The 24,128-nt window shown below is 72.9% G+C and carries 22 protein-coding genes and 1 pseudogene; 11 read left to right on the top strand and 12 right to left on the bottom strand.

The window, feature by feature from the left end; all coding sequences use genetic code 11:
- From OHA21_RS23155 to OHA21_RS23140, 4 genes are read right to left on the bottom strand one after another with little or no spacing between them, the layout of a single operon-like run.
- Entirely contained in the window at positions 1-1,026 is a 1,026-nt protein-coding gene (locus OHA21_RS23155; protein WP_328476908.1) for a chemotaxis protein CheB, read from the bottom strand.
- Positions 1,023-1,763 carry an ATP-binding protein gene (locus tag OHA21_RS23150; protein ID WP_328476906.1) on the bottom strand — a complete coding sequence of 247 codons (741 nt, stop codon included), beginning with the start codon at positions 1,761-1,763 and terminating at the stop codon, positions 1,023-1,025. Before OHA21_RS23150 ends, OHA21_RS23155 begins: the two co-directional genes overlap by 4 nt.
- 60 nt (positions 1,764-1,823) lie before the next feature.
- Positions 1,824-2,951 carry a glycosyltransferase gene (locus OHA21_RS23145; RefSeq protein ID WP_328476904.1) on the bottom strand — a complete coding sequence of 376 codons (1,128 nt, stop codon included), beginning with the start codon at positions 2,949-2,951 and terminating at the stop codon, positions 1,824-1,826.
- Positions 2,948-3,964 (bottom strand): glucosyl-3-phosphoglycerate synthase, encoded by a 1,017-nt coding sequence (locus OHA21_RS23140; RefSeq protein WP_328476902.1) that lies wholly within the window; start codon positions 3,962-3,964, stop codon positions 2,948-2,950. Before OHA21_RS23140 ends, OHA21_RS23145 begins: the two co-directional genes overlap by 4 nt.
- Positions 3,965-4,148: 184 nt before the next feature.
- On the opposite strand from OHA21_RS23140, the gene OHA21_RS23135 reads away from it, so the two are divergent.
- The 3 genes from OHA21_RS23135 to secA2 are packed head-to-tail and all read left to right on the top strand — an operon-like array spanning position 4,149 to position 8,568.
- Positions 4,149-5,123: a Gfo/Idh/MocA family protein gene (locus OHA21_RS23135; RefSeq protein ID WP_328476900.1), complete on the top strand. Its 975-nt coding sequence runs from the start codon at positions 4,149-4,151 to the stop codon at positions 5,121-5,123.
- Positions 5,116-6,219: a zinc-dependent alcohol dehydrogenase gene (locus OHA21_RS23130; RefSeq protein WP_328476898.1), complete on the top strand. Its 1,104-nt coding sequence runs from the start codon at positions 5,116-5,118 to the stop codon at positions 6,217-6,219. The genes OHA21_RS23135 and OHA21_RS23130 overlap by 8 nt, the downstream gene beginning before the upstream one ends.
- A 57-nt stretch (positions 6,220-6,276) precedes the next feature.
- Complete coding sequence (gene secA2 / locus OHA21_RS23125; protein ID WP_328476896.1) at positions 6,277-8,568, top strand: accessory Sec system translocase SecA2; 2,292 nt, start codon at positions 6,277-6,279, stop codon at positions 8,566-8,568.
- Here the strand turns inward: secA2 and OHA21_RS23120 are convergent.
- On the bottom strand, positions 8,565-9,035 hold the full coding sequence (locus tag OHA21_RS23120) for an ankyrin repeat domain-containing protein (protein ID WP_328476894.1): 471 nt from the start codon (positions 9,033-9,035) through the stop codon (positions 8,565-8,567). The genes secA2 and OHA21_RS23120 overlap by 4 nt on opposite strands.
- A 216-nt stretch (positions 9,036-9,251) precedes the next feature.
- On the opposite strand from OHA21_RS23120, the gene OHA21_RS23115 reads away from it, so the two are divergent.
- The 4 genes and pseudogenes from OHA21_RS23115 to OHA21_RS23100 all read left to right on the top strand — a co-directional run bounded on the left by OHA21_RS23115 (position 9,252) and on the right by OHA21_RS23100 (position 12,076).
- The gene (locus OHA21_RS23115; RefSeq protein ID WP_442875172.1) at positions 9,252-9,803 is read left to right on the top strand and encodes a winged helix-turn-helix domain-containing protein; all 552 of its coding nucleotides are present in this window, start codon (positions 9,252-9,254) and stop codon (positions 9,801-9,803) included.
- Positions 9,804-9,890: 87 nt separating this feature from the next.
- A complete protein-coding gene (locus OHA21_RS23110; protein WP_328476892.1) occupies positions 9,891-10,523 on the top strand; it encodes a uridine kinase in 633 nt (210 codons plus the stop codon).
- Between the two features lie 202 nt (positions 10,524-10,725).
- Entirely contained in the window at positions 10,726-11,148 is a 423-nt protein-coding gene (locus tag OHA21_RS23105) for a TraR/DksA family transcriptional regulator (protein ID WP_328476890.1), read from the top strand.
- A 51-nt stretch (positions 11,149-11,199) separates the two neighbouring features.
- A pseudogene (locus tag OHA21_RS23100) lies at positions 11,200-12,076 on the top strand (DUF72 domain-containing protein).
- On the opposite strand, the gene OHA21_RS23095 reads toward OHA21_RS23100, so the two are convergent.
- The gene (locus OHA21_RS23095) at positions 12,048-12,836 is read right to left on the bottom strand and encodes a DUF72 domain-containing protein (protein WP_328476888.1); all 789 of its coding nucleotides are present in this window, start codon (positions 12,834-12,836) and stop codon (positions 12,048-12,050) included. The pseudogene OHA21_RS23100 and the gene OHA21_RS23095 sit on opposite strands and share 29 nt — an antisense overlap.
- Positions 12,837-12,918: 82 nt before the next feature.
- Here OHA21_RS23095 and OHA21_RS23090 point away from each other — a divergent pair, with 82 nt between their 5' ends.
- From OHA21_RS23090 to OHA21_RS23080, 3 genes are all read left to right on the top strand, one after another.
- Entirely contained in the window at positions 12,919-13,179 is a 261-nt protein-coding gene (locus OHA21_RS23090) for a BatC protein (RefSeq protein ID WP_328476886.1), read from the top strand.
- Positions 13,179-14,387 (top strand): cupin domain-containing protein, encoded by a 1,209-nt coding sequence (locus OHA21_RS23085; RefSeq protein ID WP_328476884.1) that lies wholly within the window; start codon positions 13,179-13,181, stop codon positions 14,385-14,387. The genes OHA21_RS23090 and OHA21_RS23085 overlap by 1 nt, the downstream gene beginning before the upstream one ends.
- 163 nt (positions 14,388-14,550) lie before the next feature.
- Complete coding sequence (locus OHA21_RS23080) at positions 14,551-14,727, top strand: hypothetical protein (protein WP_328476882.1); 177 nt, start codon at positions 14,551-14,553, stop codon at positions 14,725-14,727.
- Between the two features lie 48 nt (positions 14,728-14,775).
- Here OHA21_RS23080 and OHA21_RS23075 read toward each other — a convergent pair whose 3' ends face one another.
- The 5 genes from OHA21_RS23075 to OHA21_RS23055 all read right to left on the bottom strand — a co-directional run bounded on the left by OHA21_RS23075 (position 14,776) and on the right by OHA21_RS23055 (position 20,098).
- Complete coding sequence (locus OHA21_RS23075) at positions 14,776-15,483, bottom strand: hypothetical protein (RefSeq protein WP_328476880.1); 708 nt, start codon at positions 15,481-15,483, stop codon at positions 14,776-14,778.
- Entirely contained in the window at positions 15,480-18,233 is a 2,754-nt protein-coding gene (locus OHA21_RS23070) for an FtsK/SpoIIIE domain-containing protein (RefSeq protein ID WP_328476878.1), read from the bottom strand. Before OHA21_RS23070 ends, OHA21_RS23075 begins: the two co-directional genes overlap by 4 nt.
- A 33-nt stretch (positions 18,234-18,266) precedes the next feature.
- Entirely contained in the window at positions 18,267-19,169 is a 903-nt protein-coding gene (locus OHA21_RS23065; RefSeq protein ID WP_328476876.1) for a hypothetical protein, read from the bottom strand.
- Positions 19,170-19,173: 4 nt separating this feature from the next.
- A complete protein-coding gene (locus OHA21_RS23060) occupies positions 19,174-19,434 on the bottom strand; it encodes a hypothetical protein (protein ID WP_328476874.1) in 261 nt (86 codons plus the stop codon).
- Positions 19,435-19,726: 292 nt separating this feature from the next.
- Entirely contained in the window at positions 19,727-20,098 is a 372-nt protein-coding gene (locus OHA21_RS23055; protein ID WP_328478510.1) for a hypothetical protein, read from the bottom strand.
- Between the two features lie 299 nt (positions 20,099-20,397).
- Between OHA21_RS23055 and OHA21_RS23050 the strand changes: the two genes are divergently transcribed.
- Positions 20,398-22,992 (top strand): ATP-dependent Clp protease ATP-binding subunit, encoded by a 2,595-nt coding sequence (locus OHA21_RS23050; protein ID WP_442875171.1) that lies wholly within the window; start codon positions 20,398-20,400, stop codon positions 22,990-22,992.
- A 105-nt stretch (positions 22,993-23,097) separates the two neighbouring features.
- On the opposite strand, the gene OHA21_RS23045 is transcribed toward OHA21_RS23050, so the two are convergent.
- On the bottom strand, positions 23,098-24,087 hold the full coding sequence (locus OHA21_RS23045; RefSeq protein ID WP_328476870.1) for a LysR family transcriptional regulator: 990 nt from the start codon (positions 24,085-24,087) through the stop codon (positions 23,098-23,100).
- Positions 24,088-24,128 lie beyond the last annotated feature (41 nt).

The raw sequence follows: 24,128 nt of genomic DNA, 5'->3' as shown, positions 1-24,128 counted from the left end.
CTACCGCACCTCAGGGGTGGCCGGGTCAGGTGACACCGTGGGTGCGAGCCGGGCGATCAGTCTGCGGATCGCCGCACCGGCCGATTCGGCGTCGTCGGCCATGGCGTGGAACTGGGCGCCGGTGGCCGCGCCGGCCCGCCCGGTCGCCATCCGGCGGCTGAGCGCGGCCTTCTCCTCCAGCGCCCGCAGGGCCAGCCACAACGCGCTCTCCAGCGCCGCCGTCTGCTCGTCGAGGAGGCTCTCCGGCGACCAGGCGTGCCCGACCCGGCAGCGGAACCGGGGAATGACTTTGTCCTCCATCAGGAACAGGCTCCCACCGCAGTCCGGGCAACCGTAGCCGGCCGGCGCGGCGAACTGGTCGGTGTGGATCGGGATCAGGTCGGAGATCGCCAATTCCGCGCCGAGCAGCGGGTCGACGGTGTGATCGGGCACGGCGGGCAGGTCCGCCGCGGTGATCTCGGCGAGCAGCGGGCCGAGCTCGGCGGCCGGCACGACGTGATCCGGTTTCACCTGATCCAGGGCGGCCCGTGGCATCCAGGCCGTGATGGCGTCCTCGGGATCCTGCACGATGGTGGCGCCCCCGGCGGTGGCGACCGCGGCCAGCCCGGCCGCGCCGTCGTCGCGAGAGCCGGAGAGGATCACGCCGATCGCCCGGCGGCCGGCGGCCCGGGCCGCGGAGCGGAACAGCGGGTCGATGGCCGGACGGTGCCCGTTCTCCGCCGGGCCCCGGGTCAGCCGGAGGTGCCCGTCGATCAGCAACAGATGATGATCGGGCGGGGCGATGTAGATCCGGCCGCCGAGGAGCGGGTCGCCGTCGCGGGCGTAGGCGGCCGGGAGCGGTCCGCTGCGGGACAGGATGCCGGGAAGCGCGCTCGGCGAGGCCCGCGGGATGTGCAGTACGACCAGCAGACAGCCGGAATAACCGGGCGGTAGACCGCCGACCAGCGCTCGCAGCGCCTCGACGCCGCCGGCGGAGGCGCCGACCACCACCACGTCGCGATGCTCGGTGGGCAGGGGATCGGTCACACGGCGGCTCCCGTACTGAGCTGGGTCCACACCACCTTACCGTCGGTCACGGGGAGCACCCCCCAGGCATCTGTCAGATCACGCACCAGGCGCAGCCCACGCCCACCGGCGTCGGTGACCGCCGGATCGAGCGGCCGGGGCATCAGCCGGCTGCCGTCGCGGACCGCCATGGTGAGCCGGCCGTTGCGCAGGCGCAGGGTGAACTCCATGGTGGTGTGCGCGTGCCGGACCACGTTCGCCACCAGCTCGGTGGCCACCAGTGTGGCGGTCGAGGCGATGTCGTTGCGGTGCCAGGCGGTGCAGGCCTGGCTGACGAGGTGGCGTACCTGGCGGCAGGCTTCCGGGACCGGGCGCAGACGGACCCGGACGCCCGGCGTACGGGGCTGGGCGTCGGCCTCGGCGAGCGCGCGCGAGCAGTCGGGCGCGACCTCCAGGCCGGCGCAGTCCGGGGTGGCGGCGAGCGCTTTGCGGACGGCGGTGTCGGCGCCGCAGACCACGATCGGCACGGCCGGGAACTCCGCCGTCTGGCAGACGACGGAGCCCAGCGATGCGATGGCCCGTGGATCGCCGATCCGGAGGCGGGTGACGTCGAGCAGCAGTTTCACCGGCTGCACAGCGAGGCTGCGGCGGACCGCGGCGCCGAGCGCGTCGCCGGTGACCTGGTCCAGGGTGCCGCTGATCGTCAGCACGGCCACCGGGAGATCCCGCTTGGGCCGGCAGACGAGCTGGCTTGGCATGCCCCTCCCTCCGTGCGTACGACGCAGAGAGAGGTGCCCGGCGCCCGGGCCCGGCAAACGTCAGTTCCGGTTCCGGATCCGTTCATAGAGCCGGACGTAGGACTCGGCCATCACCGCGGGGGTGAAACGCCGCTCCGCCTCGGCCCGGCAGGCGCGCGGATCGACCGCGCCGGCCTTGTGCACCAGCTCGCCGAGCGTCTCCTCGTCGGCGGTGAGCAGACCGCTGAATCCGTCCTCGATCAGCTCCGGCAGACAGCCGCGGGCGATGCCGACCACCGGCACGCCCAGGGCGAGCGACTCGACCACCGCGGTGCCGCCCGGCTCCTCCCAGCGCAGCGGGAAGAGCGCGGCGCGAGCGCCGGCCAGCATCAGGTCACGGTCGCGGCCGGTCACCGTTCCGATCCACCGCACGCGTACGCCGTCCACGTGCGGTGCGACCTTCTCCCGCCAGAACCGCACGTCCGGGTTGAGCGCCGCGCCCGGGTCACCCTCGGCGGCGGCCAGCTCGTCAGCGTTCCGGTACGGGCCGACCGGCCCCGCCAGCACCAGGTCGAACCCGTGCGTGTGGGCCAGCCGGGCGGCCAGGTCCTGTCCCTTGCCCGGGTTGATCCGGCCGAGCACCACCGCGTACGAACCTTTCGTCACCTGCGGCACCGGCTCGGCGGCGAGCGGGGTGGCCAGGTGCACGTGCCCGACCGAGTGGTCCCGCAGAGCCTGCGGCGCACGGGCCAGCTGGGAGGCTGAGACGCCGTTCACCCGGACCCGGTCGCCGCCGTCGTACGTGCCGTACAGCTCGGGGTGCTTGTGCAGGTCCCAGTGCAGGGTGTGGAGCGCGGGCGGCGCGCCGTCGCCGAGCGCGGCGAGGGTGACCAGGCCGGCCGCCTCGACGTGGTCGTGGATCAGGTCGATGTCGTCGCGCTGGCGCAGCGCCCGGACCACCGCGTGCTGGTGCGCCTGCACCACCCCGACCGCCTGGTTGTACGGCCGCTGCAGCGCCGCGAACTGCCCGCGGTCGAAGACGTGCACCCGCCCGTCGGCTTCCAGGGTGCTCTCGCCGACGCTGGCGAGGACCACCTCGACGCCGAGCCGGCGCAGCTCCGGGACGAGCGTGCCGACGATGTTCTCGATGCCGCCGTACCCGCCGGGCGGAACGGGCAGCCACGGCCCGGCGTTCATCAGGACCTTCATGCCGCCACCGCCCCGTGGTGGAAGGCGGGCAGCTCGAGGGAGCACAGCGGCGGGCGCTCGGTCACGTTGGTATCGGTGATCGCGATCTGCCGGTCCAGGTTGGGCAGCGCATCCGCTCCGCCCCGGCGGAACTGGGTGAGCAGCGTCGACGGCGGATTCTCCTCGGTGGTCAGGCCACGCCGGTACATCCGCGACCAGGCGGTCACCATGATCTGCGCGGCCATCCGGCCGAGCGCCTCGGTGCCCTGGTGACGGTGTTTGCGCTCACCGAGGTCCACCTGGGCGAGCGCGTCCAGGCCGACCAGATCGAGCAGGTCGATCATCATGCCGACCTCGACGCCGTAGCCGGAGACGAACGGGATCCGCTCCAGGGTGCGGCGCCGTCCCGCGTACTCGCCGGCGAGCGGCTGGACGAAGCCGGCGAGCTCCGGGAAGAAGAGGTTGAGCAGCGGCCGGGCGGCCAGCTCGGTGACCCGGCCACCGCCGTCGGTCTCGACGCCGGCGGCGCCTACCAGCGGCCGGTGGTAGAAGCCCTTCACGAACTCCACGCTGGAGTCGGTGAGCAGCGGCCCGAGCAGGCCGGTCACGAAGTGGGCGGAGAACTCACGCAGGTCCCCGTCGACGAACGCGACCACGTCACCACTGCTGGCCGCGAGCCCGGCCCAGAGCGCGTCACCCTTGCCCTCCATCCGGGGCAGGCCGCGGGTGATCCGGTCCTGGCTGACCACCCGGGCGCCGGCCCGGCCCGCCTCGGCCACGGTCGCATCGGTGGACCGCGAGTCCACCACCACGATCTCGTCCACCAGCGCGACCCGCTCGACGAGCTCGGTGCGGATGGTGGACACGATCGCGGCGATCGTCGCCTCCTCGTTGCGGGCCGGGATCACCACGCTGACCCGGTCACCGCCCTTGGCGGCCCGCAGCTGCCCGGGCGTCCACTGCCGGGCGCTCCCTGTCCGGTATGTCGTCCACGCTTCGACGATCGGCGAGACGGTCGTGTTCGAGTGCCACATCGGCGGTTCCCCCAAGTCGACGATCAATCGGCCGCCGCAGTGTTCCCGCTGTGTGGCGATATCAATCTTTCCGGATGGTTACGGGCACACTTCCAACAGTGACGCTCCGGTATGGAGCGTTTCGCTCGCCCGGCTGCCGGATACAGAACCGGCCGTTCGAGACGACCGGGGAGCAGGGGAGCGGATGACGACGACACGGATCGGTCTGGTGGGCGCGGGCGGTGTGGCGGCCCGGCACGCACGGGTGCTCTCCGGGCTGCCGGATGTGCAGGTGGCGGCGGTTACCGACGTGGTGCCGCAGGCCGCGCGGGCGCTCGCCGACGAGCACGGCGCACGGACGTACGCCTCCGTCGCGGACCTGCTCGACTCGGGCCCGGACGCCGTCTACGTCTGTGTCCCGCCGTTCGCCCACGGCGACGCGGAGCGGGCGGTGATCGAGGCTGGACTACCGATGTTTGTGGAAAAGCCCATATCCCTTGATCACCAGACAGCCTCCGAAATTTCCGGCCGGATCGCCGAGCGGGGTCTGCTGACCGCGGTGGGTCACCACTGGCGCTATCTGCCGACTGTGGAGCGTGCCCGGGAACTGCTCGCCGGCCGCCCGATCCGGCTGCTTGCCGGGTCCTGGCTGGACAAGGTGCCGCCGGTCGGCTGGTGGCCGCGCTCCGACAGGTCCGGCGGCCAGGTCGTCGAGCAGGCCGCGCACGTGCTCGACCTGGCCCGGCACCTGGGCGGCGAGGTCGACGAGGTGTACGCCTACGGCAACGGCACCCCGCCCGCGATCGACGGCGCGGACGTGGACGGCGCCACCACGGCGGTGCTGAAGTTCGCGAGCGGCGCGGTCGGCAACCTGGCCTCCACCTGTGTGCTGGGCTGGAAGCAGCGGGCCGGTCTGGAGGTGTACGCCGACGGCCTGGCCCTCGCCTTCACCGAGACCGAACTGGTGATCCGCGACGACACCGGCACCGTGACGCTGCCCTGCGACCCGGTGAGCGGGCACCTCGGCGTCGACCAGGCGTTCGTGCGGGCGGTCCGGGGCGAGGAGGATGACGTGCGAGTCCCGTACGCCGAGGCTCTTCGTACCCATGCCCTTGCTCTTGCCATCGCCGAATCGGCCGCGACCGGCCGCCCGGTCTCCCCGGCGGCGGCCCATGTCTGACGCCGGCATCATTGACCGCAATCTGATCGTCGCCGGCCCCGGCCGCCTGGAGATCGCCGAGGTGCCGGCGGAGCCGGTGCCGGACGGCGGCTTCCGCGCCCGCACCCTGTTCAGCGGCATCTCCACCGGCACCGAACTGACCTTCCTGAAGGGCACCAACCCGGCCCTGCACGCCGGCTTCGACCCCGCGCTCGGCCTGTTCGGCGCCCCTCCGGAGCAGGCCTACCCGGTGCACCGCCTGGGCTACATGGAGGTCGCCGAGGTCGAGCAGAGCCGCACCCCGGCCTTCCCGGACGGCACCGTCGTCGCGATGACCTACGGGCACCGCACCGGCTACAACGGCCATCCGCTGCGGGACCGGGTGGTGCCGTTGCCGGCCGGGCTCGACCCGCTGCTCGGCGTCTACGTCGCCCACATGGGCCCGATCTGCGCGAACGGGCTGCTGCACGCGGCCGCCGACCGGTACGGCCAGGACGTCCGCTCGCTGGCCGACGGCGTTCGGGGCGCCCGGGTCGCAGTGGTCGGCGCCGGCGTGGTCGGCCTGCTCACCGCCCTGTTCGCCCGCTCGCACGGCGCCGCGTCGGTGGTCGTGGTGGACCCGACCCCGCAGCGCCTCGAGATCGCCTCGGCGCTGGGCCTGGAGGTGCTGTCCAGCAAGGGCGAGGAGGATCCCGCGGTCACGCTGAAGACCCGGTGGCGGCACGCCGACGGCGACCGCGGCGCCGACGTGGTCTTCCAGTGCCGCGGCCAGGCCGCGGCACTGCACCTGGCGTTGCGCCTGCTGCGCCCGCAGGGCACGGTCATCGACCTGGCGTTCTATCCGGGCGGCGCGGACGAGGTCCGGCTCGGCGAGGAGTTCCACCACAACGGCCTCGGCGTACGCTGCGCGCAGATCGGCCGGGTGCCGCGCGGACTGGCCCACTCGTGGGACCGGGAACGGCTCTCCGCCGCGACCATCGACCTGCTGCGTGCCGAGGGTGACGCCATCCGTAAACACCTGGTCACCGCGGTCGTGCCGTTCGCCGAGGCGCCGGCGCTGCTGACTGACCTGGCCGAACGCCGCCGCCAGGAGATGCAGGTGGTGCTCTCCTTCTGACGGAGCGGGCGGAGTCCGGCACCAGGCGCGCAGGAAAATACAGTACCGTTGCGCGCCATGGGTGTGTCGCAGCGGCTGAAGAGCCGGTTCCGCAAGTTTCTCCAGCGTCCGGGCACGACCGTGGACCTCGGGCCGTTGTCGAGGCGGCTCGCCGCCATCGAAGCGCGTGAGGACGCGCTGAAGGAGCTGGACGACGCGGCGCTGACCGAGGCCGCGCGGGAGGCGAGCGACTACGTCGAGATCTGCGCGATCGGCCGGGAGGCGGCCCGTCGCGCGATCTCCCAGAGGCCGTACGACGTACAGCTTCTCGGCTCCATGGCCCTGCTCGACAAGCGGGTCGCCGAGATGGCCACCGGTGAGGGCAAGACGCTCACCGCCACCGTCGCGGCGTACGGGCACACCCGGCTCGGCAACGGCCCGGTGCACGTGCTCACGGTCAACGACTACCTGGCCAAGCGCGACGCCGAGTGGATGGAGCCGATCTACACGCTGCTCGGCCTCACGGTCGGCTCGGTGACCGAGTCGATGACTCCCGAGGAGCGCCGCGAGGCGTACCTGGCGGACGTCACCTACGTCTCGGTGAGCGAGGCCGGCTTCGACTACCTGCGCGACCAGCTGGTCACCGACGTCGCCGACCGGGTCCAGCGGGACCTGGCCACGGCGATCGTCGACGAGGCCGACTCGATCCTGATCGACGAGGCCCGGGTGCCGATGGTGCTGGCCGGCAGCACCGCCACCGAGAGCGACCCGGTGCACGAGGCCGCCGCGCTGATGAAGACCCTGCGCAAGGGCCGCGACTACGAGGTGGCTGAGGACGGCCGCAGCGTCGCCTTCACCGACGACGGCCTCAAGCACATCGAGGAGCAGCTCGGCGGCATCGATCTGTACGCCGACGACCAGGTCGCGCACCTGTCCGCGGTGAACGTCGCGCTGCACGCCCACGCGCTGCTGCGCCGCGACGTCGACTACATCGTGCGCAACGGCTCGGTCGAGCTGATCGACGAGATGCGCGGCCGGGTCGCCCAGCGCCGCCGCTGGCCGGACGGCCTGCAGGCGGCGGTGGAGGCCAAGGAGGGCCTCACCTCGACCGCCGAGGGCGAGGTGCTCGACACGCTGACCGTGCAGGCGTTCATCGCGCTCTACAAGACCGCCTGCGGCATGACCGCGACCGCGGTGCACGTCGGTGAGCAGCTGCGGGAGTACTTCAAGCTCGAGGTGGCGGTGATCCCGCCGAACACCCCGAACATCCGGGAGGACGACCCGGACCGGATCTACTCGGCGCACGACACCCGCGACGAGGCCCTGGTCGAGGAAATCAAGATCGCCCACGAGTCCGGCCGCCCGGTCCTGATCGGCACCCTGGACGTGAAGGCCTCCGAGCTGCTGGCCCGGCAGCTGGCCGACGCCGGTGTGCCGTGCAACGTGCTGAACGCGAAGAACGACGCCGAGGAAGCCGCGATCATCGCGGAGGCCGGCGCGGTCGGCGCGGTCACCGTCTCCACCCAGATGGCCGGCCGTGGTGTCGACATCCGGTTGGGCGGCAGCGACGAGAAGGACCGCGACCAGGTGGTCGAGCTGGGCGGGCTGTACGTGATCGGCGCCGGCCGGCACGACAGCCGCCGCGTCGACGACCAGCTCCGCGGCCGGGCCGGCCGGCAGGGTGACCCGGGCCGCTCGGTGTTCTTCGTCAGCCTCGAGGACGAGCTGATCGTCCGGCACGCCGGCGACATCATCCCCGGCTCGCCGCGGATGGACATGGACGGCGTCGTGCACGACCCGCAGGTGGACTACGCGGTCGAGCACGCCCAGCGGGTCGCCGAGGGTGTGAACCACGAGATCCACAAGAACACCTGGCGGTACAGCGTGGTGATCGAGCAGCAGCGCCTGCTGCTCGCCGAGCGCCGGGAACGGCTGCTCACCTCCGAGGTCGCCGCGATCATGCTGCTCGAGAAGTCCGAGGAGAAGGCCAAGGAGACCGACGAGGACGTGCTCTCCGACTCGGCCCGGGCGATCGCGCTGTACCACCTGGACCGGCTCTGGGCCGACCACCTGGCGTACCTCAACGAGGTCCGGGAGGGCGTGCACCTGCGGGCGCTGGGCAAGCTGGACCCGCTCGACGAGTTCCACCGCGCCGCCGTGCCAGCCTTCCAGGAGCTGCTCACCCAGGTCGAGGCGCGCACCATCGAGACGTTCGAGGAGGTCGACCTCACCGACGGCTGGCAGCCGGACCGGGCGGAGATCGTCCGGCCCAGCGCCACCTGGACGTACCTGGTGCACGACAACCCGTTCGGCTCGGAGCTCGACCGGCTCATCGCGGCCGTCGGCCGCCGCCTCACCTCGGGCGGCTAGTTCTTCTCCGGCGGCGTCGCCGCCTTTTCCGGCGGCGTTGCCGTCTTCTCCGGCGGCGTTGCCGTCTTCTCCGGGGGCGTTGCCGCGGCAGCGCCCCCGGCCAGCAGCGCCGCCATCTCCGGCAGGCCGAAGAAGGCCGCCGTGGGCGCCCCGCTGTCCGGGTCGGCGCCGGCAGCGAGCAGCGTCTTCACCGTCTCCGGGTTCTGCCGGAACACCGCCGCGCCCAGCGCCGTCTGGCCCCGGTCGTTGACCCGTTCCGGGTCCGCCCCGAGCTCCAGGAGAGCGGCGACGGTCTCCGGGTGGTCGTGGTAGGCCGCCAGGATCAGCAGCGTGTCTCCTTTGTCGTTGGTCAGGTTCGCCGGCAGTCCGGCGGCCACCTGGGCCGCCAGTTCCCCGGTCGCGCCGGAGCGCGCGAGGTCGAACATGCGATGGGCATAGGCAATCGTCTCGGCATCAAGCTCGGTCACGGGCTGATGGCTACCCATGTTCGGCAACCTTTAATGAGGCTGACAGAAACCGTTCCGGGAATGCATTTGTGTGACCGTGAACATTTTGGAACGTGTTTCCCACACTGTGGTTGGTGACTTGACCCGCGCAACGGCCGACGGGAAATATCGTCCCCGCTTTACGCACAGTGATCAGTTGTATTCGCTTGCCGCAGCAAATTCTGGGGGATGAACTCAATGCCGGTCAGCGCATTGTCGCCGCGTGCCGATCGCCGTTCCGCGGGGCCGGGCCGAGGCTCCGGCCGGCGTGCCGCCGAACCGGCGCTGACCGTGACCCTCGCCATACCGCTCACCGGCGACGGGGTCTCGCCGCAGGCGCACCGGCTGCTGGCGGCGGTCCGCGAGCTGGTCGAGCTGAGCCGCGGCACGGTCACCGTCGAGCAGGCCGTCGAGGCGCCGGAGGAGTCCGAGCCGGCCTCGGAGGGTCCGGAGGTGCGCCTGCTCACCGGATCGCGTCAGGCGCTGCTGGAGGACGCCGCGCTGCCGCTCACCCGGCTCGAGTTCGACCTGCTGCTCTACCTGGCCGAGCGGCCGCGCCGGGTCTTCACCCGGGCGCAGCTGCTGGCCGCGGTCTGGGGTTACGAGCGGGCCGGGGAGCGGACCGTCGACGTCCACGTCCGCCGGCTGCGGCTCAAGCTCGGTGGCAACCTCCCGCTGATCACCACGGTCTACGGCGTGGGCTACCGGCTGGCCGACGACGCCCGGATCACGATCATGCCGCAAGATTGATGCTGGTTCACGACTTTCCGCGAGCCGCTGCCGGGCCGCAGGTCGCCCGGATTGTCTCCACCGTCGTGAACGAGCATCATCTGACCGGTGCGCGTCCGACCCGTCTCTTTCCCCGTCCTCGTCGAGGAACTGGCCGAGCGCCTGGCGAGTCGGGAATCCGACAATCGCCTCCGGGTGGCCGTGGACGGCGCCGACGCCGCTGATCCGGCCCGCCTCGCGGACGCCCTGGTGGACCCGCTGCGGGTTCGCGGCCGTCCGGCCGTACGGGTGGACACCAGCGACTTCCTGCGCCCCGCCTCGCTGCGCCTGGAGTTCGGGCGCACCAATCCGGACTCGTTCTACGCCGGCTGGTTCGACGAGGCCGGGCTGATCCGCGAGGTGCTGGCCCCGGCGGGCCCCGATGGTTCCGGCCGGATCGTGCGGCGGCTCTGGGACCCGGCCGTCGACCGCGCCGCCCGCGAGCCCTACCAGCAGCTGCCCGCCACGGCGATTGTGCTGGTCAGCGGCCCGTTGCTGCTCGGCTCCGGGCTGCCGTTCGACTTCACCGTCCACCTTGAGCTCTCCGCCGCCGCGCTGGCCCGGCGAACCGGTTCGGAGCAGCAGTGGACCTTGCCGGCGTATCGCCGCTACGCCACCGAGGTTGCCCCGGAAACCTTTGCTGACCTGGTCGTTCGTCTCGACGACCCGCGGCGGCCGGCGCTGGTCGAGCCGGCCTGGTGATCGTCGGCACAAAGACCCACTCGCCGAGTCCGTGGCGCATTCGACCACTGACAGTTATGCTCCGGTTACTTTTTCGCGGGGGGTCCCGTTTGGGATCTCCAGCGGTGGGTATCGTCCGGCTCCACAAGTCGAGCCGGCCCGGGACGAGGGTGACCCGGAGGATGGCCACCGACTGGGGCTGAGTGAAGGGCAGGGGGACTGCATGCTCGTCAACGGAGCGGTTGTTACGGGTAAGGGCGCGAGTACGGCGAAGGGGCGCTCGGCCGAGGAGATCGACCAGATCCGGGCGCTCCTGCGGAGCCGGTTCGAGGAGCTCAACACGGAGTACGAGGAAGCGGTCGCGCAGAACCATCGGCTGCGGCTGGTCGAGATCGGCGATGCGGCCGGCGACGACCAGGCGGACAGCGGTTCGAAGACGGCGGAGCGCGACGCCGCCACGTCGCTGCTGCGGACCCTGCTCGACCGGCGGACCCAGGCGGAGCACGCCATCCACCGGCTGGACGAGGGCACCTACGGCAACTGCGAGGGCTGCTCGAACCCGATCCCGGTGGAGCGGCTGGAGGTCTTCCCGTCCGCCACCACGTGTGTGAACTGCAAGCAGGTCCGCGAGCGCCGGGCCAGCTAGGTCTTCTTTCGGGGCCCGCTCGGCCGGGCGGGCCCCTGGGAAGGGTCGCTGATGGGCGAGATCCGGGTCGGCACGGCGTCGTGGACCGACAAGACGCTGCTCGCCTCGGGGTGGTACCCGCAGGGGGGCGGACACCCCGGAGAAACGCCTGGCGCACTACGCGAGACACTTCCCGGTCGTCGAGGTGGACGCCACCTACTACGGCCCGCCCAACGAGCAGACCACCAGGCTCTGGGCCGAGCGCACGCCGGCCGGCTTCACCTTCGACATCAAGGCGTTCAGCCTGCTGACCGGCCACCCGACCAAGGTGTCCGCGCTCTACAAGGACCTGCGGCCGGAGACCGGCAAGGCCAACGTCTACCCACAGGATCTGCCGCCGCAGGCGTACGAGGAGGTCTGGACCCGGTTCCTCGGCGCGCTGGACCCGCTGGCCGCGGCCGGCAAGCTGGGGGTGCTGCTCTTCCAGTTCCCGCCGTGGTTCGGCATCCGCAGATCCAACAAGGAATATCTGCTCGAGGTCACCGCCCGGTGCAAGCCGCTGCGGCCGGTCTTCGAGTTCCGCAACGCCAGCTGGTTCGAAGGCGGCAATCGCGAGGAGACCCTGGAGTTCCTGCGGGCGCACCGGCTGCCCTACGTCTGCGTCGACATGCCGCAGGGCCACAAGTCGTCGGTGCCGCCGCTGCCGGAGGCCACCGCCGATGTCGCGGTGGTCCGATTCCACGGGCACAGCGACAAGTGGACCAGCAAGGACATCCACGAGAAGTTCGGTTATCGCTATTCCGAGGCCGAACTCGCCGAATGGGTTCCGAAACTGCGCTCGCTCGCCGATGAGACCGACGTCACCCATGCAGTTCTCAACAACTGTTACCGCGATTATGCCCAGCGCAATGCGAGCACCCTCATCGAGCTGCTGGAGGGCGAGGGCTGATCGACGGAACCTTGGTGATCTTGATCGCACGGCGGGCGGCTTCCGCCGCCAGCACACCCGCGTCGATCACCGCGGCGCCGCCCGGGTCGTTGTTGAAGAAGACAAACATCTCCGGTACGCCGGAACGGTCCAGCCACGACGTGAGCGCCCGTTTGCCGTACCTCGGCCAGGGACGGGCCGCACCCTCGTGCAGCCGCAGGTAGCCGAAGTCCGCCGTACGCCACAGCGGCGTGATCGGCCGCCCGCAGCGATCCGCCCAGCACAGCGCCGCGCCGTGCTGCTTCAGCAGCTGTTCGCACTCGGCGGTGAACCAGGTGGCGTGCCGCGGCTCGACCGCCACCCGCACCCCGGCGGGGAACTGCCGCAGCGTCTCGTCCAGCGCGTCCAGATCGGCCCGCAGGGTCGGCGGTAGCTGCAGGAGCACCGGCCCCAGCTTGTCGCCGAGCCCCTCGGCCCGGTTGAGGAAACGCGCCACCGGCTCGGCCGGCTCGCGCAGCCGCTTGATGTGGGTCAGGTACCGGCTCATCTTCACCGCGAACCGGAACCCGTCCGGGGTGCGCTCCCGCCACTGGACGAAGGTCTTGCGCTCCGGCAGCCGGTAGAAGGCGTTGTTCACCTCGACCACGTCGAACCGGTCGGCGTAGTGCTCCAGCCAGAGCCGCTGCGGCAGCCCGCCCGGGTAGAGGTAGCCGGTGTCGTCCGCACCCTTGTCCGGTCGCCAGTCCCGGTACTGCCAGCCCGATGTCCCGATCCACAGCATGCCGCCGGGATACCCCGGGCCGTTCCGGATTAGACGTGATCAACCCGGGTAGGACAGGCGCGAACCGTACGAAGGAGGGGTCATGGGACTCAGCGACCAGGAGATCATCAGCTCGGATCCGGCCGGCTCGGCCGGTGAGGGCCCGGCCGACGGCGGGGCCAACCCGCAGGGCCACGACGGCGGCGCGGACGGCGGGGCCGGCGGCGAGGGCCCGGCGGACGGCGGCGCGAACCCGAACGCGGTCGACGGCGGGGCGGACGGCGGCGCCTCCGGCGAGGGCCCGGCCGACGGCGGCGCCAACCCGCAGGGCCACGACGGCGGCGCCGACGGCAGCGCGGGCTGATGACCGCATTGTCCCGCGTCCTTGCGCTGGACCCGACCGAGTTCGCCGCCCGCTGGGGACGCGAACCGGTGCTGACCCGGGCCGCCGACCTCGGCGGCCCGGACGGCTTCACCGACCTGCTCGGCCCGGCCGCCGTCGACGAGCTGCTCAGCCGGCGCGGGCTGCGCACCCCGTTCCTGCGGGTGGCCCGGCAGGGCACGGTGCTGCCGGCCGGGCGGTTCACCGGCGGCGGGGGTGCCGGCGCCGAAATCGCCGACCAGGTGCACGACGAGCAGGTGATGCGCCTGTACGCCGACGGCGCCACCCTGGTCCTGCAAGGCCTGCACCGCCTCTGGCCGCCGCTGATCGAGTTCGCCGGCGCGCTCGGCGCCGAGCTGAACCGGCCGCTGCAGGTGAACGCCTACCTCACCCCGCCGGCCAGTCAGGGCTTCGCCACCCACTACGACACCCACGACGTCTTCGTGCTGCAGGTCGACGGCCGCAAGAAGTGGTGCATCCACCCGCCGGTGCTGCCCGACCCGCTGGAGAAGCAGGCCTGGGGCGGCCGGGCCGACGAGGTCGCCGCCACCGCACAAGGCGAACCGGCCCTCGACGTCGTCCTCGAACCGGGCGACGCCCTCTACCTGCCGCGCGGCTGGCTGCACTCGGCGAAGGCGCTGGGCGGCCGGTCGCTGCACCTGACCGTCGGAATCCGCGGCCTGACCCGCTACGCCCTGGTCGAGGAACTGCTCACGCTCGCCATGGAGGATCCCCGGCTGCGCGCCACCCTGCCGTACGGCCTGGACGTCGCCGACCCGGACGCGATCGGGCCGGAGCTGGCCGAGACGGTGACCGCGCTGCGGGACTGGCTGAACACCGCCGACCCGGCCGCGGTCGCCGCCCGCCTGCGCGAGCGTTCCTGGCCGTCGGCCCGGCCCGCACCGATCAGTCCGCTGGCCCAGCTCGACTTCGCGGCGGCGCTCACCCCGGCCGACAAGATCATCGCCCGCGGTGGGCTGCAATGGCAGCTCGCCGACGGCCCGGACCAGGTGACACTCCGGCTCACCGGTCGCGAGCTGCAGCTTCCGGCCTACTGCGGGCCGGCGGTGCGCACCGCCCTGGACGGTGACGCGCACGCGGTCGGCGACCTGCCGCTGGACGACGACGCCGACCGTCTCGTGCTGGCCCGCCGCCTGCTCACCGAGGGCCTGCTGGTCCCGGCGGGCTGAAACCGCGCCCGAGCCCCGGCCGGCCGCATTGCCGAAGTCCCGGCCGGCCGGCCGCATGCCCGAGTCCCGGCCGGCCGCATGCCCGAGTCGCGGCCGGCCGGGGCTGTGCCGGATCGGTGAGCGGGCCGGGATTTCGGGCCCGCGAGCCGGTAACGTCGGCGGCATGACGGAACCGCAGGACGACCCGCAGCCGGGCCAGGACGTCCCGGCCACCGGACCTGAGTACGACCCTGCCGGCGACCTCAACTACGACGAGGCGCACGGCGTCGGCGAGCACGAGGACGTGCCGGCGGCGCTGCTGGAGGAGGCCCGGCAACGCCGGACCCTGGCCCAGCACTGAGACCGGCCCGGCCCGCTGCCCTCGGCCGGGCAGGCCGGCAGGCTTGCCTCAAGCGGGCTGGGCGAACTGCACCGCCGTGAACAGCAGTCCCGCGGTGATGAGCCCGGTGACCAGCACGGTGGCGACCGCCGCCGTGTCCAGACCGACCCCGCGCCGGTCCGCGACCAGTTTCGCGGTGACCACGGCGAGGATCGGGCAGCACAGCAGCACCAGCAACGCCACCACCGGGGCGGCCTGCCCCCAGTCCGAGTCGGCGCCGGCCGCCTCGCCGGTGCGCCGCAGCACCAGGTTGCCGATCACGCCGAGCAGCCCACCGGCGAACCCGAAGATCCCGAAGAGCACCTGGGTGCCGAAGGTCAGCGGCCGGGCCGGCGGCGTGTACTTCACCCGGGTCTCCACCTCGTCGAGGTAGTCGCGGGCCTCCCGCTCGCGCTGCCGGGGGATGCTGGCCGGCGGCAGGGTCCGGCCGAACCGCTCGGCGGCCGGACCGACCCGGTGCACGAACTCCGACCAGAGTCCGGCGGCGCGCGCGTCCACCTGCTCGAGTTCCCGCTGCGCCACCCGGACGTCGTGCTGCGCCTCGCGTACCCTCTCCTCGGCCTCCCGGACCGCCGCATCGGCCGCGGCGATCCGCTCGGCGTGCCACCCCCGCGCCTCCTCGCGCAGCGTGGTGGCACGCTGGTCCAGGCTGGTGAGCCGGCGCAGGACGGTGCGGTAGTCGGCGCGCTCGAAGTCGGCCGGTTCCAGTTCGCTCATGAGGTTCCGTAAGGGATGATCACCTCGGCGCCTCGATGCACCGAGCGGTCGAAATGCAGGGCGCGCCACGGCCGGGGGTACCAGTTCGGCGCGCCGGTGCCAGGGTAGTACGGCGAGAGTTCGCTGCCGTGCACGTCCAGCGCGACCCAGGCGCCGATCGGATCGGTACGCGTGGCGTGCCCGCCGAGGCTGTCGCGCAGCAGACCGGCCCCGCGCCACCACCCGATCACGTGCAGCCGCCGCTCCGGCCCCTGCCGCAGCACGGTGCGCAGCTGCTCGGCCGCGGCCCGCCCACCGGGCAGCGCGTCGGCCGCGTAGATCAGGATGAAGTGCGGACGGTCCGCCGGCCATGCCGCGGTCGCCTCCGCCGCCGCGTCCTCGAGCAGCCAGTCCACGTTCTCCGCGTCGTACCAGCCGCACTCCGGGATCCGGGCGTGCAGCGCCTCGGCCGCCGCGCGGGCGTCCTGGTCGAGGCAGACCACCGAGAACCGGGCCCCTTCCGGGGTGAACTGCGCCGCGAGCGAGCGTCCGGCGGTGGCCAGCACCGCGCAGGCCTCGTCGACCCGGGTGCCGAGCACGGCGATGTTGCGGCCCGGCGCGCGCCGCAGCACGGTACGCGCGGACCGCGCCGCCACGTCGATGGTCTCGCCGAGCAGGGCGATCGGTGCGGCCGGCGACTCGGACGGCCGCAGCCCCCGGAAGTCGGGACTCTCCGCGAGCCGGGGGACCACGTCACCGTCGAAGAGCCGGGGCGGGCCCAGCTCGGCCGGCCGGCGCCGCCACAACCGGTGCTGCAGGGCGCTCCACTGGTCCCGGTCGCTGGCCGCCGGCACACGCACCACCCGGTTCGCGTCGGTCGCGCCGGAGTCGGCGTTGACCACCGCGTGGTAGCGGGGCAGCGTGTCGGCGGCGTTGTTCTGCTCGGCGAGCACCCGGCGGGCCTTGGGCAGCGCGATCCGCAGCGAGAACTGCGCGACCAACGCCGGCCGGCCCCACAGCGCCTCGATGCCGGAGACGTCCTGGCTGGCCAGGATCAGGTGGATGCCCTGCGAGCGGCCCCGGCGGGCGAGGTCCTCGAGCAGGTCGACGGCCTCGGCGGCGACCGCGTCCCGGCCGGCGAGCAGCACCTGGAACTCGTCGACCACCGCCACGATCCGCGGCCAGTCGCCGTCCGGGTCCTCGGCGCGCAGCTCGGCCAGGTTGGTGACCTCGTACTGTTTCGCCGCGTCGGCCCGCCGCCGCAGCTCACCGCTGAGGAAGCGCAGCAGCGCCAGACCGAACTCCCGGTCGGTGTTGACGTTCACCCCGACCAGCCGGACGTGCGGCATCCAGCTGGGGTCGCGCCGGCCCGGCGCGAACCGGGCGAACGACACCCCCTCCTTGAAGTCGAGCAGGTAGAACGCCAGCTCGGCGGGGGAGTAGCGGGCGGCCAGAGCGCCCAGCCAGGCATAGATGAAGTTGGTCTTGCCGGTGCCGGACGGGCCGGCGATCAGCGCGTGCGGCGGGTAGTCGCTGAGCGTGACCTTGACCCGGGCGCCCTGCGGGCTGTCGCCGAGCGGCGCGGTCAGGCCGGCGGCCGAGTTCTCCTGCCACTCGGTGCCGGCCTCCGGCAGCAGGCTGTCCAGCGCGACCGGCGCCGGCCCGGCGGCCACCGCCTCAGCGATCTGCCGGCAGGTCGCGGTGAGCACGGGGGCCGGCGGTCCGGGATCGAGGCGTACGGGCAGCGCGCCGGCCCCGCGCACTCGGGCCTTGTCGCCGGGGGCAGCGGTGACCACCTCGACCGTCGGACCGGGCTCCACCGCCAGCCCCCGGATCACCAGGTGCACCCCGCACGCGGCGCCGGTGCGCAGCAGCCGGTCCAGCTGGGTCCGCTCGTGCTTGGACAGCTCCCCGGCGCCGAGCAGCACTGCCACCCGCCACGGCTCCGGCCGCCGCCGGGTCGCCGCGTGCAGCTCGCGCAGCGACGTGTACTCCCCGGCCAGCACCGTCTCGTTGATCCGCCGCACGTGGCCGACCAGCTCGTCCAGCAGCGGACCGAGGTCCTGCGGCCCGGCGAAGGTGAGCACTCCCGCGGAGGCGAGCGGGGCGAACCCGGCCAGGCCACCGCCGAGGTTCTCCGGGTCGTACCCGACCAGCTGCACCGTGCCCGGCGCGCTGGTGCCGAGCGCGCGCAGCAGCAGCCCGGCCACCACGTCGTCGCCGGTCCGCTGGTCGCCCTCGATCACGATGTGCCCGTGGTCGAGGAGCCGGACCAGGGCCGGCGCCTCCGGTGGCGCCTCGTCGCTGAGCGGATCCGGCTCCGGCTCCGGCTCGTTCTCGCGGGCCGTGCCCGGCGGGCCGGCCCACGGCCCGTCCGGCCGCCGGGTCCGTTGCGGGTGCGGCACCGGCGCCTCGGGCAGCATCAGCCGGCCGATGCGCAGCTCGGCGGCCCGGTTCAGCGGGGTGGGCTCCCAGCTGTGCCACGGCTCGCCGGCGGCGCCCGGTGCGGCCCGGTCAGCGGCGCCCGCGGCGGCCCCGGCGAGCGCGGCCAGTTCCGTCTCGTGCCAGGTGTCGATCTCGCGGATCCGCTCGTCGCGGGCGGCCGCGAGTTTGCGCCGGCGGGCCGTCACCGCGCCGTTGACCCGTTCCCAGTGGGCGACCGCTTCGGTCTCCGCCTGCCGGGCGTTCTCCAGGGCCGTCTGCGCGGCGCCGAGCGCGTGCGAGAGCCCGGCCCGGATCTCCATCACCCGTTGCTTGGTGGATTCAGCCATGACCTGCCGGCATCGTCGCAGTGTCGAGGGACATCATCGGCCCTCCCCGGCCTCGTCGTCGCGCCGGACCGGCTCCGGCGCATCCGGGCGCAGCGAGTCCGCGTCGCGGCCGAGCCGGGCGAGCAGCACCCCGGTCAGCACTCCGGCGGTGACCGCGCTGTCCGCGGGGTGAGTGGCCGGCCGGCCCTCCTGCTGTTGCTCCTGCTGCTGGACCGGAACCCGGCAGATCCGGTCGATCAGCGTCTGCAGCACCTGCGGCGAGGTGCCCGGCAACAGCGACTTCACCCGTCCCTCCGCGGCGCTGCGCAGCCGGGGCACGTCCTCCGGCCGCGGCTCGTGGCCGAGCAGGTCGGCGGCGAGGCGGTGCAGCACCGGCGTGGTCACCGCGGACAGGCCCAGACCGGTGGAGGCGTTGACCGCGTGCAGCTCACGGCCGAGACGGGCCCGGTCGCCGGAGCGCACGCCGGCCGCCACCCGGCGCAGCAACTCGGCGGTGTCGGTGCCGTCCCGCCCGGGTTTGTCGTCCTCGGGTGCGGGCTCGCCGGTGAGCTGGGCGACCCGCTGCTGCCACCACGGCCCGAGCTTCTCCCGCTCCGGTGGCGCCTCGCGGTCCGGCGCCGGGCGCGTCTCCTCCGGCTTGAGCGAGTCGCGCCAGTCCTGCCCGGGCGGGGCGCCGGGCTGCCCGGAGAGACCGAGCACGGCGAGATAGGCCGCCACCGCGTCCTGGGCGGCCCGCAGCGCGGCAGCCGCGTGTTCCGCATGCTCGGTGGCATTGCCCAGTTGCGGTACGCCGATGTCCTGCTGCGACTCCTGCCGCACCCAGTTCAGCAGCTCGGTGGCGCTGCGGAGCCGCTCCATCGCCTTGGTGACCAGCCCGGTGGGCAGATCGTCAGAGGTGGCCCGGAGCTGGGCGCCGAGTTCCTGCAGCAGCGACATCGCGTCAGAGGTTCGCCGTGTAGATCTGCGCCTGCTCGATCGCCTGCACGGTGGAGCCCATGCAATCGTCGAGCTGCTGGTCGGCGTGCGACAAGGCCGCCTTCGCGCCCTCCACCTCCGGATTGAAGCTGCCGTCGAGAGCCGCGGCCAGGCTCTGCTGGGCCTCGCCGAGCTTCTCCCGAGCCGCCTTGATGGCCGCCTGTCCCTCGTTCACCTGCTCAAGTGCGGCGTCGACGGCAGCCCTTAACTCGGCGACACTGGCCACCCGTGGAGCCTCCTGTACGAATTGCTGGTACCGGTTGAAGACTACCGCCCGGTTCTGGCGTCGCCGTCCTCGGATGCCCCGATTTGGCAGACCGTGGACAACCCGGGCCGTTGCGCCGCCGTGCGTGAGATCGCCCTGGTTGATCGCACACCCGACGGCCGTCCATTGTGGATCATGGCGGTCCCGGGCGCCACTCGGGGTCGGATGATCCGGGTTGTTACCCGCGGGGTTCCCCCGCGCGGGTCAACTCGGCGTGGGTCAACCCGGCGGGACCGGGCCGGCGGGCCGGTCGTCAGCGGGGGACCGCGGACGGGCCGCGGACCTCGGCGCCCAGGGCGAGAGCGCGGTCGCGCAGGCCGCGGTCGGCGGTGATCACTATGGTCCGGCGTTCGGCGGCTGTCGCGCGTACCAACTCAATGATCTTGTCGTCGCCGGAGCCGGTGGCGCGCTCGACGCGCACGCCCCCTGGTGCCTGCGCGACGTCGCGGGCCCGGCCCTCGACCACCAGGACCACCTCGACCGGGGCCGGGACGTCGCTCAGGCCGGCGGCCGGCACGGACGCCAGATTGTCGCGCAGCCGCGCCGCCGCGCCGGCCCGATCGCGCCACCAGCCATCCGGCACCGAACCCACCACGTTCGCGCCGTCGACCACGATCAAGGGCACGACCTCGGCGGATATCGCCGCCGGAGAGGGCGGCTGCTGGGATGCTGGCTGCGGGGGCGGCGGCAGGTGCCGGCCCGGCTCGCGCGGGCCGGGCTCCAGGAAGACCGGGGCCAGGGGCGGCAGCGGCTCGGGATCTGCGGACGCGAACGGTACGGCCATGAAGTTGAGCCTACTCCTGTCAACTTTTCGCGCGAACCGGGAATCAGGGAGGCAGTACACGCGCTCTTAACACTCGGGCGGTGCGTGCAGAGGCCGCACCGGTTCCCCGCGAGGTACCAGGAGAAGAGAGACTGATGAGCATCGGACCGTTCGGGCCCTCGGGGCCCGGTCAGTGGGACGACCTGTTCGCGCGCTTCTTCGGTGCGGCCGAGCCGCGCCGGGCGGCGCAGCGCTTCGACATCGCGCGATACATGAGCAACGACGCCCGCCAGGTGCTCACCGACGGGGCACGGCGGGCCGCCGAGCTGGCGACCGGGGAGCGCCCCCTCGCCGACCTCGACACCGAACACCTGCTCTGGGCGGTGCTCCAGCAGGAGCCGATGAAGCAGACCGTGCGCCGTGCGGGCACCGACCCGGACAGCCTGCTCGCCGAGCTGGACAGCCGGGCCGGCGGCGAGGTGGCCCGGACCGCCGCGGCCAACCGTCAGGCCGAGATGGGCGCGGCCGGCCGTGACCTGCCCGAGCAGGTCGCGCTGACGCCGGCCGCCAAGCGGGCCCTGCTGGACAGCCTGCAGATCTCCCGGGCCGTCGGCGCCTCCTACATCGGCCCGGAGCACATCCTGATGGCGCTCGGGCTCAACACCGACTCGGTGGCCGGCCGGCTGCTCGCCGGCAAGCTCGACCCCCGCTCGATGCAGCACCCGGAGGCCGCGCCCGGCGGTGGCGGTGGCGGACAGGGCACGTCCCGCGGTTCGTCGGCGTCGACGCCCACCCTGGAGCAGTTCGGCGTGGACCTGACCGAGACGGCCCGCCGCGGCGAGGTCGACCCGGTGATCGGCCGGGCCGACGAGATCGAGCAGGCCGTGGAGATCCTGTCCCGGCGTACCAAGAACAACCCCGTGCTGATCGGTGAGGCCGGGGTCGGCAAGACCGCGATCGTGGAGGGCCTGGCCCAGCGCATCGTGGACGGCGACGTGCCGCTGACGCTGCAGGACAAGCGGGTCATCCAGCTCGACCTGGCCGGCCTGGTGGCCGGCACCCGCTACCGCGGCGACTTCGAGGAGCGCCTGCGCAAGGTGATCGACGAGATCCAGGCGTCCGGTGACGACCTGATCGTCTTCCTCGACGAGATCCACACCCTGGTCGGCGCCGGCGGTGGCGGCGAGGGCGGCGGGATGGACGCCAGCAACATGCTCAAGCCGGCGCTGGCCCGCGGCAAGCTGCGCGTCATCGGCGCCACCACCCTCGACGAGTACCGCAAGAACATCGAGAAGGACGCCGCGCTGGCCCGCCGGTTCCAGCCGGTCCTGGTCGGCGAGCCGACCGTCGAGGACACCGTGTCGATCCTGCGCGGCCTGCGCGACAACTACGAGGCGCACCACCAGGTCCGGATCACCGACGAGGCCCTCGACGCCGCGGCGGTGCTCTCCGACCGCTACGTCACCGACCGGTTCCTGCCGGACAAGGCGATCGACCTGATCGACCAGGCCGGCGCCCGGGTCCGGCTGCGCACCAAGACGCCCGACGCGGGCCTGCGGGAGCGCGAGCGGCAGCTCGAGCAGCTCTCCCGGGACCGCGACCAGGCGGTGGCGGCCGAGCACTACGAGCAGGCCTCGCAGCTGCGCGACCAGATCAACGAGCTGAAGGCACAGATCGCCGGGGCCGGCGCCGGCCCGGACGGGGTGCCGCAGGTGACCGACGCGGACATCGCCGAGGTCGTCTCCCGGGCTACCGGCATCCCGGTGGCGCAGCTCACCGAGGCCGAGCGGGACCGCCTGCTGCGCCTCGAGGAGCACCTGCACGGGCACGTGATCGGTCAGGAGGACGCGGTCGAGGCGGTCGCCGAGGCGGTCCGCCGGTCCCGCGCCGGACTGGGCGACCCGGACCGGCCGGTCGGCAGCTTCCTGTTCCTCGGCCCGACTGGCGTCGGCAAGACCGAGCTGGCGCGCTCGCTCGCGGAGGCGCTGTTCGGCGAGGCGGACCGGATGATCCGGCTCGACATGAGCGAGTTCCAGGAGCGGCACACCGTGTCGCGGCTGGTCGGGGCGCCCCCCGGATACGTCGGCTACGACGAGGCGGGGCAGCTGACCGAGGCGGTGCGGCGGCGGCCGTACAGCGTGGTGCTGCTGGACGAGATCGAGAAGGCCCACCCGGACGTCTTCAACATCCTGCTCCAGGTGCTCGACGACGGGCGGCTCACCGACAGTCAGGGGCGCACGGTCAGCTTCAAGAACACCGTACTGATCATGACCAGCAACCTCGGCTCGGACCTGATCAGCGGCAGCACCCGCAGCGTCGGGTTCGGCGGCGCGGACACCGGCCGCTCGGCCGAGGACGAGCTGAAGGACCGGATCGAGCGGCGGCTCAAGGAGCAGCTGCGGCCGGAGTTCATCAACCGGATCGACGAGATCATCATCTTCCGGCAGCTGGAGAACGACCAGCTGCACAAGATCACCGAGATGATGCTCGAGGAGACCCGGCGCCGGCTGCACGCCCAGGACGTCCGCCTGGAGATCACCGACGCGGCCGTGGACTGGCTGGCCGAGCGGGGCTTCCAGCCCGAGTTCGGGGCCCGGCCGCTGCGCCGGACCATCCAGCGCGAGCTGGACAACCGGCTGTCCAAGATGCTGCTCGCGGCGGATCTCGCGCCGGGCCGCACGGTACGGGTGGACGCCCGCGACGGCGAGCTCACCTTCGACGTCGAGTCGAGCTCGGTGTCGAGCGGTAGCCGCTGACGATTATCGCCACGGGAGGTCGCCTGATTCAGGCGGCCTCCCTTTCGGCTTCCCGGACTGCTTTCCGGCCTCCCGGACCGGCTTCCGGCCTCTCGGGCCGGGCTCTCAGGCGGCTTCCTGGACCGGGGCGATCGGGGTGATGCCGTTGATCTGCGGTGTGGTGCGCATCCACTCCATGTAGGCCTCGTTGCGGGTGATCACGTCCTGGTAGGCCTCGTCGGCGAGCGCCATCAGCTTCGGCGCACTGCGGGCCGCCGGGGAGTCCGGATGCCAGCCCAGGACCAGCCGCCAGCGCAGCGGAGCGCCCCGCAGCGGCCGGCTGGTGAGCCCGGCCGGTGGCCGGAACGTGGCCTGGCACAGCCCGATCGTCAGGCCCAGCTCGACCATGTCGACGCAGGCCCGGGCGTCGGTCTCGAGCATCTTGCGCGGTGTGAAGCCGGCCCGCGCGCAGGCCGCGGCGAAACAGTCCGCGAAGCAGGTGTCGCCGGCGCCGGCCACCCAGTGCTCCTCGGCCAGCTCGGCGAGGTCCACCTCGCTGTTCTTGGCCTGCGGGTGGTCCTCCGGCATGAGCACACAGACCGCGTTCACCGCGATGGTCTGCCAGACCAGCCCGAACTCGGCCGACGGCAGCGCGTCGCCGCAGACGCCGACCTGGGCGAAGTCCAGCTTGCCGGCGAGCACCATGGCCGCCAGCTCCTCCACGTAGTAGGAGGCGTGCGTGGTGATCTGCGCGTCCGGCTGTGCCTCGGCGAGGCGGTGCATGAGGTGCGCGACCACCGGGCCGCCGACCGCTCCGATCCGATACCGGCTCAATGTCTCGCCACCGCCGGCGGCGAGCCGGGCCGCCTCGTCCTGCAGGCCCTTCATCGCGGGCAGCAGCACCCGGGCGCGGGAGAGCACCAGCTCACCCAGGGCGGTGGGGCGCGCGCCCCGGCGGTCCCGGTCGAACAACGGACCGCCCAGCGTGCGCTCGATCCGCTGCAACTGCGCGGTGAGCGCCGGCTGGGCCAGGCCCAGTTGGGATGCCGCCTTGGTCACGCTGCCGGTCTCCGCGATGGCGCAGACCACCTTCAGATGCCGCAGCTCGAGGTTCATAGCGTGACGTTAGGACCTGAAAGGGATCGAAGGCTAGTCCT

Origin of the sequence: Actinoplanes sp. NBC_00393, from assembly GCF_036053395.1 — a bacterium.
Lineage (GTDB): Bacteria > Actinomycetota > Actinomycetes > Mycobacteriales > Micromonosporaceae > Actinoplanes.
Note: the sequence above shows the minus strand (reverse complement) of the source record. Positions and strands in the feature narration are given on the sequence as shown.

Coding starts and splice junctions, on each gene's coding strand:
- OHA21_RS23135 (WP_328476900.1), top strand. CDS start 4,149: ATGACGACGACACGGATCGGTCTGGTGGGCGCGGGCGGTGTGGCGGCC.
- OHA21_RS23115 (WP_442875172.1), top strand. CDS start 9,252: ATGCCGGTCAGCGCATTGTCGCCGCGTGCCGATCGCCGTTCCGCGGGG.
- OHA21_RS23085 (WP_328476884.1), top strand. CDS start 13,179: ATGACCGCATTGTCCCGCGTCCTTGCGCTGGACCCGACCGAGTTCGCC.
- OHA21_RS23080 (WP_328476882.1), top strand. CDS start 14,551: ATGACGGAACCGCAGGACGACCCGCAGCCGGGCCAGGACGTCCCGGCC.
- secA2 (WP_328476896.1), top strand. CDS start 6,277: ATGGGTGTGTCGCAGCGGCTGAAGAGCCGGTTCCGCAAGTTTCTCCAG.
- OHA21_RS23070 (WP_328476878.1), bottom strand. CDS start 18,233: ATGGCTGAATCCACCAAGCAACGGGTGATGGAGATCCGGGCCGGGCTC.
- OHA21_RS23145 (WP_328476904.1), bottom strand. CDS start 2,951: ATGAAGGTCCTGATGAACGCCGGGCCGTGGCTGCCCGTTCCGCCCGGC.
- OHA21_RS23105 (WP_328476890.1), top strand. CDS start 10,726: ATGCTCGTCAACGGAGCGGTTGTTACGGGTAAGGGCGCGAGTACGGCG.
- OHA21_RS23150 (WP_328476906.1), bottom strand. CDS start 1,763: ATGCCAAGCCAGCTCGTCTGCCGGCCCAAGCGGGATCTCCCGGTGGCC.
- OHA21_RS23045 (WP_328476870.1), bottom strand. CDS start 24,087: ATGAACCTCGAGCTGCGGCATCTGAAGGTGGTCTGCGCCATCGCGGAG.
- OHA21_RS23095 (WP_328476888.1), bottom strand. CDS start 12,836: ATGCTGTGGATCGGGACATCGGGCTGGCAGTACCGGGACTGGCGACCG.
- OHA21_RS23140 (WP_328476902.1), bottom strand. CDS start 3,964: ATGTGGCACTCGAACACGACCGTCTCGCCGATCGTCGAAGCGTGGACG.
- OHA21_RS23130 (WP_328476898.1), top strand. CDS start 5,116: ATGTCTGACGCCGGCATCATTGACCGCAATCTGATCGTCGCCGGCCCC.
- OHA21_RS23075 (WP_328476880.1), bottom strand. CDS start 15,483: ATGAGCGAACTGGAACCGGCCGACTTCGAGCGCGCCGACTACCGCACC.
- OHA21_RS23090 (WP_328476886.1), top strand. CDS start 12,919: ATGGGACTCAGCGACCAGGAGATCATCAGCTCGGATCCGGCCGGCTCG.
- OHA21_RS23065 (WP_328476876.1), bottom strand. CDS start 19,169: ATGTCGCTGCTGCAGGAACTCGGCGCCCAGCTCCGGGCCACCTCTGAC.